Annotated in this window: 13 protein-coding genes; 6 read left to right on the plus strand and 7 right to left on the minus strand. The window is 69.1% G+C overall.

Translation table 11 applies throughout. The features are described from left to right. Nucleotides 1-47 precede the first annotated feature (47 nt). The 6 genes from OG984_RS23640 to OG984_RS23665 all read right to left on the minus strand — a co-directional run bounded on the left by OG984_RS23640 (nucleotide 48) and on the right by OG984_RS23665 (nucleotide 4395). On the minus strand, nucleotides 48-806 hold the full coding sequence (locus OG984_RS23640; protein ID WP_328528625.1) for a DUF6230 family protein: 759 nt from the start codon (nucleotides 804-806) through the stop codon (nucleotides 48-50). Continuing rightward, nucleotides 803-1792, minus strand: coding sequence for a hypothetical protein (locus OG984_RS23645; RefSeq protein WP_328528626.1), 990 nt, complete (start codon nucleotides 1790-1792; stop codon nucleotides 803-805). The genes OG984_RS23640 and OG984_RS23645 overlap by 4 nt, the downstream gene beginning before the upstream one ends. Before the next feature lie 6 nt (nucleotides 1793-1798). Further along, nucleotides 1799-2269: a DUF6114 domain-containing protein gene (locus OG984_RS23650; RefSeq protein WP_328528627.1), complete on the minus strand. Its 471-nt coding sequence runs from the start codon at nucleotides 2267-2269 to the stop codon at nucleotides 1799-1801. Next, nucleotides 2266-3177: a DUF6230 family protein gene (locus tag OG984_RS23655; protein WP_328528628.1), complete on the minus strand. Its 912-nt coding sequence runs from the start codon at nucleotides 3175-3177 to the stop codon at nucleotides 2266-2268. The genes OG984_RS23650 and OG984_RS23655 overlap by 4 nt, the downstream gene beginning before the upstream one ends. Next, nucleotides 3174-3704, minus strand: a complete 531-nt coding sequence (locus tag OG984_RS23660) for a DUF6114 domain-containing protein (protein WP_328528629.1) — start codon at nucleotides 3702-3704, stop codon at nucleotides 3174-3176. Before OG984_RS23660 ends, OG984_RS23655 begins: the two co-directional genes overlap by 4 nt. A gap of 85 nt (nucleotides 3705-3789) precedes the next feature. Then, nucleotides 3790-4395, minus strand: a complete 606-nt coding sequence (locus tag OG984_RS23665; protein WP_328528630.1) for a DUF6230 family protein — start codon at nucleotides 4393-4395, stop codon at nucleotides 3790-3792. A gap of 222 nt (nucleotides 4396-4617) precedes the next feature. Between OG984_RS23665 and lepB (OG984_RS23670) the strand changes: the two genes are divergently transcribed. The 6 genes from lepB (OG984_RS23670) (at nucleotide 4618) to OG984_RS23695 (ending at nucleotide 10675) form a co-directional block, all read left to right on the plus strand. After that, entirely contained in the window at nucleotides 4618-5310 is a 693-nt protein-coding gene (gene lepB, locus OG984_RS23670) for a signal peptidase I (protein ID WP_328528631.1), read from the plus strand. Continuing rightward, nucleotides 5307-5879 carry a signal peptidase I gene (gene lepB / locus OG984_RS23675; RefSeq protein WP_328528632.1) on the plus strand — a complete coding sequence of 191 codons (573 nt, stop codon included), beginning with the start codon at nucleotides 5307-5309 and terminating at the stop codon, nucleotides 5877-5879. The genes lepB (OG984_RS23670) and lepB (OG984_RS23675) overlap by 4 nt, the downstream gene beginning before the upstream one ends. A gap of 167 nt (nucleotides 5880-6046) precedes the next feature. Then, nucleotides 6047-7366: a hypothetical protein gene (locus tag OG984_RS23680; RefSeq protein WP_328528633.1), complete on the plus strand. Its 1320-nt coding sequence runs from the start codon at nucleotides 6047-6049 to the stop codon at nucleotides 7364-7366. Further along, nucleotides 7363-8367 carry an Abi-alpha family protein gene (locus tag OG984_RS23685; RefSeq protein ID WP_328528634.1) on the plus strand — a complete coding sequence of 335 codons (1005 nt, stop codon included), beginning with the start codon at nucleotides 7363-7365 and terminating at the stop codon, nucleotides 8365-8367. Before OG984_RS23680 ends, OG984_RS23685 begins: the two co-directional genes overlap by 4 nt. A gap of 95 nt (nucleotides 8368-8462) precedes the next feature. Continuing rightward, a complete protein-coding gene (locus OG984_RS23690; RefSeq protein ID WP_328528635.1) occupies nucleotides 8463-9785 on the plus strand; it encodes a hypothetical protein in 1323 nt (440 codons plus the stop codon). Then, nucleotides 9782-10675 carry an Abi-alpha family protein gene (locus OG984_RS23695; protein WP_328528636.1) on the plus strand — a complete coding sequence of 298 codons (894 nt, stop codon included), beginning with the start codon at nucleotides 9782-9784 and terminating at the stop codon, nucleotides 10673-10675. Before OG984_RS23690 ends, OG984_RS23695 begins: the two co-directional genes overlap by 4 nt. Here the strand turns inward: OG984_RS23695 and OG984_RS23700 are convergent. Next, the gene (locus tag OG984_RS23700; RefSeq protein ID WP_328528637.1) at nucleotides 10633-11523 is read right to left on the minus strand and encodes a multinuclear nonheme iron-dependent oxidase; all 891 of its coding nucleotides are present in this window, start codon (nucleotides 11521-11523) and stop codon (nucleotides 10633-10635) included. The two genes, OG984_RS23695 and OG984_RS23700, sit on opposite strands and share 43 nt — an antisense overlap. Nucleotides 11524-11545 lie beyond the last annotated feature (22 nt).

Consider the following 11545-nt stretch of genomic DNA (forward strand, 5'->3'; position numbering starts at 1 on the left):
CCGACCCGAGACGGACCCGCCGGGTCCTTCCAATTTCGGGCGAGCGCTCAGTTCGGGAACTTCCCCGCCTGCGCTGCGCCCTTGCAGGACTGGTTGCCCGGGAGCAGCTCGATCTCCAGGTTCGGCAGGGTGACCTCGCCTTCGATCTGGGCCTGCCGGACGTCGCCGTAGACGGAGTTGAGGTTGGCGACGGTCGCGTCGATGCCGGTGAATCCCTGGCCGTTGTTGTGACCTCCGTTGCCGCTGGTCTGATACCACCTCGCGTCGAACCCCTGGGGCACGCCCATCGGGTTCGCGGCGTAGGGCGCGGCGCCCGGATTGGTCGTCAGGTCGGTGGTGGCGAGCCCGATCTGAGCGGTGCCCTGCAGATTGACGCCGGGCGATGACGCGGCCCGGAGCTGGGTGATGTCGAAGGCGACTCTCTGAGCACTGATCTCATTGGTCGTCGGGTCGTCGTCCCCGGCGGTGAGCCTGATCGTGTAGCTGCCGAGCGCCCCGACCTCCTCCACCCGGGAGAGGCAGAAGCCGTTCATCGTCGCGGAGGCGAAGCCGGCACGCAGCACCGGTGCCCAGTCGCCCCCGCTGCTGGCGGACGCCTGGGTCTGCACCAGCGCCGTGCCGAACGCCGCGTCGGCGGCGTGGATGCGGCTCGAGGAGAACGTCGAGCTGCCGTTGTTGATCGTCAGCGTGGGGTTGAAGACCGCGGACGCGGAGGAGCCCATCGCCACGACCATCGCTCCGAGCAGGCCGAGACCCACCGTCGTCGCCGCGACCATGCGGCGCCATCGTGTCCCGTACGTGCTCATTCTGCGGTCACCGTGATCGTCGTGTTGGGGAGCTGGATCGAGTTGAGCGGGCTCGTGGTGCCGCCCGGCGGGTAGACGTACGGGTCCTTGGTCGCGTCGTTGTCGTGGGTGAACAGGTAGTAGAACTCCAGGTTCACCGCCAGCAGGTTGTAGTCGCCACCGGCCGCCAGACCACTGAGGATCGCGGTGACCAGGTCGTTCCAGCCACCGGTGCCGTCGCCGGCGAGCGTACGGATCCGCATCCGGCACACGTCGCCGTTCCACCCGGCCGTGCAGATGGTGTTCTTCTGGGAGGTCGTGGTCAGCCCGGCGGCGATGATCAGGATGCCGGCCAGGTTGGTGACCGTCCGCCACGGGATCGCCACCCACGAGTCGCCCGTGGTCAGCAGGTTCGTCTTCACGCCGGGCCCGCCGACGGTGAACGGGCCGTCCGGGGCGATGCGAAGGACGTGCGGCACCTTCGCGGTGGGAGCGGGCGCCGTCGACGACCGTGCGGTGAGCACCGGCGCACCGAACGAGGCGACGTTGCTGCGGAAGACGAGATCGCTGAAGGCGATCTGGAAGAGACACATGTTGCCCGTGGCGGCGTAGTAGTAGGTGAACCCCTTGTTGCTGTCGCAGTTCCCGCCGCTGGTGTTGGTATAGATGCCGCGGACATCGGCGGCCACGTTGGTGGTGCTGCTCCCGTTCGGCTCACCCGCGGTCAGGAGCCATCGCGTCCCCGACAGGCAGGGAAACATCCGGGTGCCGAAGGTGCGACTCTGGAAGCTGCCGTTGTCGCCGGCGTTCTTGAGGGGCACGACCTGCCGTCGTTGCTGGGGGTCGCTGCTTCCGGGCTGGTCGCACCGGAACGGCTGGTAGCTGTCGTTCTGGCTGTTCGCGTCGGCCCGCTCGGCCGAGGGCCACAGCGCGGAGGACATGATGACGAGCGCGATCGCGGTGATGACGACGAGGCGCTGCCTGCCGACGGTGAGGTCGTGGGCCACCGCCGATCAGCCGCCGGAGGTGACATGCCGGGCCGGGCGCGGCTTCTTCTCGCCCCAGGACCAGACCATCGAACCGCCGATGATGCCGAGGACCGAGCCGACGACGAAGCCGCCCAGGTTGGCGGTGGGGAAGGCACCGAGCGCGATCAGGAACGCGACGACCCCCGAGAGCGACTTGTAGTGCGGTGCCAGCCAGGTGACCAGGCCGAACATGATCAGCGATCCGCCCATGACGTAGCCGGCGGAGTAGGACCAGCCCCCGGTCAGCGCGATGCCGATGTCGAAGGACATCCAGTAGATGATCCAGGCGCCGGCCACGATGAGCCACAACGCACCCCAGAAGGGGCGCGTACGTCGCCACGCACGGAACCACGAACGGGAGGCCGCGAGGAACGCGCCGAGCCGGTTGCGCCGGTGCGCACTCCCCGGTCGGGGGTCGGTGGAGAAGCCGAGGTCGTCTGTCAGTGAGTCGGTCATGAGCAGTCCGCCTGCGTCCTGGCCCCGGGGACGACCCTGATGTTCAGGTCCGGCAGGGTGATGTTGCCCTTCAGGTTGAGCCCGTAGCTGTTGCCGTTGAGGCCGGCCACGTTGAGCTGGCGGGCGTAGAGGCCGAAGGCGCCCGCCTTGGGCAGCTGGTTGGCGTTGCCCTCGAAGGCGAGGCCGGCCGAGTCGCCGACGGTCTCGGCCGACTGGCCGAGGTTCATGCCGGAGATCTTGTTCCCGTAGCCGCTGAGCGCGTCGGAGTTGAGGTACAGGTTGGTCGCCGAGATCGCGTTGTCGAGGCTCCCGCTGGTGAGCTTGCCCGTGCTCGGGTCGGTGGTGGTGCCGGTCGGGATCGATGCACCGCTGTAGCTGTCGGGGACGTCGTCGCCGGCGGTGATCATCAGCGAGTAGTTCCCGACGAGCGGGATGTTCTCGGTGGCGATCCCGCACAGCCCGGCGAGCTTGGCCTGGTGGATGCCGAGCTCGGTGACCCCGCACTGAGCCTGTACGTCGGCGGTGTCCGCGTCGCAGTCGGTGGCGCCCTGGCGACTGGTCGGGGCGAGATAGCCCGCCGCGTGCTCTGCGTCGAGGTAGTTGGAGTAGAGCCTGAACTTGGAGTTGCCGGTGGTGAAGTTGACCGCCAGGGCGTTCTGCGAGACGGCGCCGAACATCGCGACGAGCGCGGCGCTCCCGAGGATCATCAGCGGCAGCGAGCGCTTCCGGCTGCCGCGGCGTACGGACTCCGCCTCCTCGTGCATCTGCGCGGACTGCTCCGCGGCGCGGTCGATGGCGGCGTACGCGGCTCGGTAGAGACGACCGGTGAGCCGACCCCACGCGCTGCGCATGCCGGGCTCGTTGCCCCAGGGGGCGGGCCGCTCGAAGCGGCGGGCGCGGGGGCTCATGCGGTCGCTCCGCTCCGGGCCGGCCCGCGGGACGACTTGCGGGCCTCCTTGCGGGCGCGCTTGCGGGCGTCCTTCTCGGCCATCTTGGCCAGCTGCTCCTCGGTGTACGGGGTCCAGGCGACGATCAGGGCGCCACCGGTGATGCCGGCGACGGTGCCGATGACGAGGCCGCCGAGGTTGGCCAGCGGGAGGGCTGCGATCGCGAGCGCGACCGAGACGATCCCCGGGAACGTACGTTGCGACGGCATGAACATCGCGATCAGCGCCGCGGCGGCCAGGGTGAAGGAGATCAGCACCGGCGGCAGGGTCTGGTTGCCGAAGGCGGCGAAGATCGTGAAGTCGAGATGCTTGGACAGCGCGGAGGACCCGATCAGCCATGACGACCACAGCAGGATCAGGCTGCCCCAGAAGGGGCGGGTGCGGCGGAAGCGCTTGAAGCCGCGCGGCGAGGGGCTGCTGGCGGTGGGGTTCGCAGTGGGGTCGGGCATCGCGTCAGGACCGGTGTCGGTGGGCGTCTTGTCAGGCATGGCTACTCCGGCGGAAGTGGGGCTGAGTCGTTGGCGGGCGCTCCGGAACGCCCGCCAACGGCTGCTGGTCGGTGGGTTGGAGGCGTTACGGGTTGAGCCTGATCGACAGGCTGTTGAGGCTCAGCGAGCTGAGCTGGACCGCGTACGCCTGTGCCGACAGGTCGTTCAGCACCTGCTCGCCGCTCCGGCCGGAGGTCTGCGCCGCCTGGAGTGCGAAGCCGTCCGCCACGTAGCCGGGGCCACCCGGGTCGAACCCGGCGTCGGCCTGCGACTGACCCAGGGTGACGTTGGCCATGGTGGCGCCGCTCGGGGTGTTGAGCGAAGCGGCGTTCAGAGCCACGTTGCCGAGGTTGATCTGCGGATCGCTCGAGGTGATCCCCAGGTTGAGACTCAGGCCCGGCAGGACCTCGACCCGAGGCGTCACGACGTTGAGCCCGTTGGCGACCGAGCCTTGGGTCTGAGCGTAGATCGTGCCTTGGTTGTTGCCGGCCGAGCCGATCTCAGTGGCGCCGGTGCGCATCTTCAGCGCATCGGCGGTCAGGTCGGTGCTGAGACTGAAACCGCCGGTGGACGAGATGACCGCCCCGACCATGCCGGACAGCATCGCGTAACCCATGCCGGCGGAGACGACCGCCGCCGGCAGCGTGACGGCCGCGAAGCGGCCGAGACTTGTATGCCCCAACTTGTTCATGTGTGCTCCCTCTGTGAGCCCGTCCCTCACGGGCTGATGAACCCCGAGAAAATGCACCGCCCGCAGGCCCTAATACCCTGGGCGGCATCCACACTGTGATGGGCGCCACGTGCTACGGTCAAGCACATCTGGACAATTTGTCCCTAAATGTCTATGAAGTGTGACTATTCCTGCCTGGGTTTGGTCGCGCTGTCGTTGCTCTGCCTGGAAGAGGGCCTGGTTGTGTCCGGAAGGTTTCTGAATGCTCCTGTCGCCGACGAACGCGGCCTCGCCGCGACGACCGTCGGATGGGTCGTGCTGGTGACGTTCCTGCTCGCGATGACCGTCGTCGTGGCGGCGCTGTTCGGCTCGTTCACGGTCAAGGGCCAGAGCATGGAGCCGACGCTCGCCTCCGGCGAACGGATCCTGCTCGACCCGTTGCACAACGACGAGATCGAGCGCTTCGACCTGGTCCAGGGCATCGAGCCGGGGCCGGAGCGCTTCGGCGGCGGCTCGCAGGTGGTCAAGCGGGTGATCGGGCTGCCCGGTGACCGGGTCGCGATCGCCGGTGGCGAGCAGCCGGTCGTCTACGTGAGCCCTGCCGGGTCGGAAACTGTCTTCCGGGTCGACAACGCTGCCTGGCCGGCCCGGATCGGGGGAGAGGCCGGCATGTGCTGCGAGCCGGACGGGACGTACGACCCGAATGCCGCGTCCGGGACCTGGGTGACCGTCCCGAAGGACGCGCTGTGGGTCCTCGGGGACAACTGGGGCGGCTCGACCGACTCCCGCGCGTTCGGCTTCCTGCCTGTGGCAGACGTCTCCGGCACGGCGTGGCTGCGGCTGCTCCCCGCCGGTTCGTTCGGTGGGATCGGCGACGGTGACGTCGAGCTCGTCGAGATGACCGAGCCGGTCGCCGGGTTGGGCGCACGGCCGTGAAGAAGCTCCTCACCGCGGGCGGGATCGGTGCCGGAGTGGCGGCGTTCGCCGCGCTCGTGATGGTGGTCGCGGCCCTCGCCTTCTCCGTCACCGTCGACGGCACCAGCATGGAGCCGACGCTGCGCGACGGGGACCGGATGTTCCTGGAGTTCTGGGCCCATGACGAGATCGAACGCTTCGACGTCGTCGAGGCGGACGCTCCGAGCACCGTGTCGGGCGGTGCCCGGATCCTCAAGCGCGTGATCGGGATGCCCGGCGACCAGGTCTCGGTGTCCCCCGACGCGCGCGTGCTGGTGCGGCCCGAGGGGGATCGGAGGACCTATGTGGTCGACAATCCGGCCTGGTCCGCCGAGGCCGGTGTCGAGCAGGACTGGATCACCGTTCCCGGGGACGCGTACTGGCTGCTCGGCGACAACTGGAACGCCTCCACCGACTCGCGCAGCTTCGGTTTCGTCGATGCCGCGGCCGTTCATGGCAGGGTGGTCTTCCGAATGCTCCCCATCGGTCGGAACGGGTCGATTGCCCGCGACGTCCGGCTCGCTCCCGTCGAATCAGGCTCGCCGCGGTAGCTGCGCGCGTCGCGTCTGCCTGCCGGGTCGTTGGATCGGTATGTGAGCGATCGGTGGACATTTTGCCCCAAGTTGTCAAGCAGTGCACTAGCCTTCGCGCCAGGGAGACCACGACACTGCGTGCACCTGGGGCGGTCTCGTGGATGAGGGAATGAAGGTCAGGTCTTGTGTCTAACACCATTTCGGCAGGGCTGTCCCTGCTAGACGACTTCAGCTGGTTCGAGTTCTGGTCGGTGCCGATCTTCACGGCCGTGATCGGCTGGCTGATCAACTGGTCGGGTCTGTGGATGCTCTTCTCGCCGATCCACTTCCACGGGATCACCGTGCCCGGCCTCAAGCAGATCGCCGGCTCGCTGCCCCGCAAGATCCAGGAGATCCCGGGCATCCTGCGCGGCGGGATCGGCTGGCAGGGGATCGTGCCCGCGCGAGCCGCGAAGATGGGTTCCATCGCGGTCGACCGGGCACTGTCCCAGATGGCGACCGCACGCGACTTCTACGAGCAGCTCGAGCCCGACAAGATCGCTGCGCACATCGTCGACGTCTTCCGTCCCGAGATCCCGTTGCTCGTCGACGAGATCATGTGGCGCGAGCATCCCCGGTTCTGGCGTGATCTGCCGCGCCCGCTGCGTACGGTGGTCATCCAGCGGGTCCAGGACCGGCTGCCCGCGGTCGTCCGCGATGTGACCGTCGAGATCGGCAACCACATCGACCAGATCTTCGACCCGAAGATCATGGTGATCGAGAACTTCGAGAAGGACCCCTCGATCATCGTGCGGATCTTCAAGGACTTCGGTGCCCGCGAGCTCCGGATGATGGTCGTCTTCGGTGCGGTCTTCGGATTCCTCCTCGGCATCCCGGTCGCCGTCGTCGACCAGGCCTTCCACATCTGGTGGCTGCTGCCGATCCTCGGCGTGCTGGTCGGCTGGACGACCAACCTGCTCGGCATGCTGCTCATCTTCGAGCCCGCCGAGCCCAGGCGGATCGGTCCGTTCAAGATCCAGGCGCTCTTCGCCCAGCGGCAGTGGCAGGCCTCCGACGTCTACGGCAAGCACATCGCCAAGGACGTGATCACGCTCGAGCACATCGGCGAGCATCTCCTCAACGGCCCCTCCGGCGACCGCACCCGGCAGATGCTCGCCGCGGCCCTCGAGCCGGCCGTCGACGCCGCGGTCGGTCCGGCCTACGGTGCGGTCCGGGTGGCGGTCGGGACCAGGAGGTTCGACGCGATCCGGTCCTCGGTCGCCGAGCAGGCCGTCGAATACACCCTCACCCCGATGCGCGACGCCGCCTTCAGCCAGCAGCAGTCCTGCAACATCCGGCGGCTGATCGCCGACCGGTGCCGTGCCCTACCGCCGAGGACCTTCGTTGAGATGATGAGAGCTGCGATCAAGGAGGACGAGTGGCTGCTCTACGCCCACGGGGCGATCATGGGCCTCGCGGGCGGGTTCCTGCACGTGGCGGTCTTCGAATGGTGGAACGTGCTGTGAGCGCCCTGCACATCAACACCGAGCCAGGGGCACGCCGACCCGAGACGTACGCCGCACCGACCGAGGAGCTCGTGGACGGCCGTGAGGGGATGCACCGCATGCCCACGCCGGCGCCGGGCGGTGGCCTCGTCGACGGTGCGATCGACGTGCTCCCGGGCCTGCTCAGGATCTCCGCGGTCACCGTGGCCCACACCGCGGGCTGGGGGCTGAGGACGTACGCGCGTGGGGTCGGGCGGGTCGCCAAGGCGGTCGTCGATCCCAACGAGGCGGTGCGGCTCACCGAGGACGTGGCGACCAACGCCCGCCAGGTGACCGGCTTCGCGAAGCGGGTCGCGACGGGCAACCCGATCACCGGCCTGCTGGAGCGCTACGCGCTCCCGGCGGCCGAGACGGCGAGGGCGGCGATGGAGGGCCGTGCCGCTCGGGTCAACGGGATCGAGCCGGGCACGGGTCCGGATCAGCTGCGGCGTACGGGCGAGGAGCTGCTGCGCCGCTCGCGCGATGTGTGGGACGAGCACGAGCGTCACCCGGCCTTCGTCAGCATCCTCGACGAGCTGGCCCCGGACGAGGCCCGGATCCTGGTGCTGATGCTCAAGGACGGTCCGCAGCCGGCCGTCGACGTGGTCGAGGGCGGGGTGATCGGCCACCTGCGTGGATCTCGGATGATCGCCCGGGGCCTGACCATGATCGGCGCGCACGCCAGCGTGCGCTACCCGTCGCTGGTGCCGCAGTACCTCAACAACCTGACCCGGCTGGGTCTCGCATGGCAGTCCGAGGAGCCGGTCAGCGAGCTGATCCGCTATCAGGTCGTCGAGGCGCAGCCCGACGTGCTCGAGGCCATCCACGCCAAGAGCGGCGCCCGGATCAAGCGACGCTCGATCCATCTGACGCCGTTCGGGCAGGACTTCGCGCGCGCCTGCTTCGCCGATGCCGAGGATCTCGACCGGCTGCCGAGCCACGAGATCCCGCCCGGTGCGGCGACAGAGGCATCAACCGACTAGCCCAACCCGAATGGCAGACGCTTCAGGGTGTTTGCGTTCGCGTGTGGGTAGGGTACGCATACTGACGGTCTGGAACTCTGGCGGAAGGAGCTCGGATGTCGCCGGAGTGGCAGGACTCGCTGGTCAGCTGGTTCGAGGACTGGGCTGCCCACGTCCATTGGCTCTCGCTGATCACCATCCCGATCTTCACCGGGGTGATCGGCTGGCTGATCAACTGGTCGGGCCTCTACATGCTCTTCGCCCCGCTCGCCTTCAAGGGGTTCCAGGTCCCAGGGCTGCGCGAGCTGACCAGGGTGCTGCCGCACAAGCTCCAAGAGGTCCCGGGCTTCGCCCAGGGCGGGCTCGGCTGGCAGGGCATCATCCCCGCCCGGGCCGCGAAGATGGGCTCGATCGCGGTCGACAAGGCGATCGCCAAGCTCGGCACCCCCAGCGACTTCTATCAGCAGCTCGGCCCCTCCGAGATCGCCACGCACATCGTGGAGACCTTCCGCCCTGAGGTGCCCGAGCTGGTCGAGCAGATCATGATGCGCGAGCACCCCAGGCTCTGGCGCGACCTTCCGCGGGCGGTCAAGGACGCGATCGCAGTCCGGGTCCAGGCGCAGCTTCCCTCGATCGTGCACAAGGTCACCGACGACATCGGCGTGCACATCGACCAGCTGCTCGACCCGAAGCTCATGGTCATCGACCACTTCCGCAAGAACCCCGCCCTCGTGGTCAGGATCTTCCGTGACTTCGGGCAGCGCGAGCTCAACCTGATGGTCGCCTTCGGGTTCATCTTCGGGTTCCTGCTCGGCATCCCGGTGGCGCTGATCGACCAGACCTTCCACCTGTGGTGGCTGCTCCCGCTGCTCGGCGTGGTCGTCGGCTGGGTGACCAACCTGCTCGGCATGTGGCTGATCTTCGAGCCCGCAGAGCCTCGGCGCATCCTCGGGATCAAGGTGCAGGGCCTCTTCCCGCGCCGTCAGGAGCAGGCCGCGGAGGTCTACGCCGACATCATCGCCACCGACGTGATCACGCTCGAGCGCATCGGCGACTTCCTGCTCGACGGACCCCGTGGCGACGCCACCCGCAAGCTGCTGATCAACGCGCTGAGGCCCGCCGTGGACCGCGCGGCCGGGCCCTACCGGGGCGCGGTGCGGATAGCGCTCGGGTCGGAGAGGTTCGACCGGATCAGCACCTCGGTCGCCAACGAGGCGGCCGACCGTACGCTGGTGCCGTTCCGCGATCCCGGCTTCAGCCGTCACCAGGCAGACAAGATCCGCGACCTGGTCGCGCGGCGCACGAAGGAGCTTCCGCCGGGCGACTTCGTGGACATGATGAGGTCAGCGATCAAGGAGGACGAATGGATGCTCTACGCCCATGGCGCGATCATGGGGCTCGCGGGCGGCTTCCTTCACCTTCTAATCTTTCCGACATGAGCCTCTTGGGGAAGGTCGTCCCGACCGCATCCGCCGTGGCCGGCACCGCTCCCGGCCTGGCGCGGGTCGCGGCGGGTGCTGCCTGGCACACCGCCGGATGGGGGCTGCGCACCTCCGGCCGCGCCGGCATGCGGGTCGCCCGGGCGGTGATCGACCAGGACGTACGCGATGGGCTGGTGCGGGAGACGGCCGAGGCCGTGGGGATCGTCGCCGGCACCGCCGCGCGGATCATCCTGCCCGGCACGAGGCCGGTGATGGAGATCTCCGAGTCCGACTACGCGGCCGCCCGTCAGGACGTCGTGCTCGCGCGGACCCGCGAGGCCGAGGCGTCCCAGGACTCGCTACCGGTGCTGCGCCGTCGCGGGGCCGAGCTGCTCGACCGCTCGCGCGACGTCTGGGCAGACGAGCAGGGGCACCCGGCGTACGCCCGGATCCTCGACGAGCTCGCGCCCGACGAGGCGCGGATGCTGCTCTACCTCCTGCAGGCCGGACCGCAGCCGTCGGTCGACGTACGCACCGGGGGACCGACGGGTCTCGTCGGCAGCACCATGATCGCGCCGGGGCTCAACATGATCGCCGGCCGCAGCGGGGTGCGCTATCCGGAGCGGGTCCCGGCCTACCTCAACAACCTGTTCCGGCTCGGGCTGGTGTGGTTCTCCAAGGAGCCGCTGTCCGACCCGCTGGAATACCAGGTCCTCGAGGCCCAGCCCGATGTGCTGGAGGCGCTGCGCTCGGTGAAGTTCGCCAAGATCGTGCGTCGCTCGGTGCACCTCACGCCGTTCGGCGAGGCTTTCGGACGCACCACCCTGGTGGACGAGGACTCGGCCGAGTCGGCTTTCCCGGAGCATCAGGCGCCGGTGACCGGCGGGGCGGACCTGCCCAAGGCCTGAGGGCCGCGGACCGCCTCGACCGCCTCGGACAGCCTGGTGAACTCGGGGTCGACGGTCCGTGGTGACACGTCGGTGTCGCGTTCGAGCATGATGCCGGGAAGCGGGCGTCCGGCGTACGCCTCGACGGCTGTCGCGAGCAGCGACAGCACCGGTGGTGGCATCGGGTGGGCGTGGGTGTCGAGGTAGAGACCGTCGTGCTCGGTGCCGCCGGCGACGTGCATGTAGGCGACCGCGTCGAGCGGGAAGCGGGCCAGGTCGGCGACCGGGTCGGAGCCGCGGGCGACCGCGGAGGCGTAGAGGTTGGCGACGTCGAGGACGAGGCGTACGCCGGTGCGCTCGACGAGCTCGGTCAGGAAGTCGGGCTCGGCGATGGTGTCCTCGGGCCAGGTGAAGGTGGCGGCGATGTTCTCGACCGCGAGCGGCACCGGCAGGGACTCCTTGGCGATCCGGATGTTGTCGGCGAGCACGTCAAGCGAGTCCTTCGTGCGCGGCGGTGGGAGCAGGTGGCCGGCCTCCAGGACGTCGCCGTGGAGCGGGTCGGGGGAGCCGCTCGCCCGCACGAACGCGACGTGCTCGGAGACGAAGGGGCTGTCCAGGACCTCGGCGAGCCCCGCCAGCCGGGTGAGCCGATCCGCGGTGGGGCGGTCGGCTCCGGCCAGCCCGAGGGTGACGCCGTGGGCGATGACCGGGACGCCCAGGTCGGTGACGGCCTGCGGGACCTGCGTCGGGGACATGTTCTCCGCGACCACCTCGGTGAACCCCAGACGGCCGGAGGCGGCGTACGTCTGGAGGAGCTCGGCGATCGCGGGACGCCAGGCCACGGCGATGCCGGAGACCGAGGGGTTCACAGGGTGAAGTGTGGCGGATCGG

Source organism: Nocardioides sp. NBC_00368, from assembly GCF_036090055.1.
Taxonomy (GTDB): domain Bacteria; phylum Actinomycetota; class Actinomycetes; order Propionibacteriales; family Nocardioidaceae; genus Nocardioides.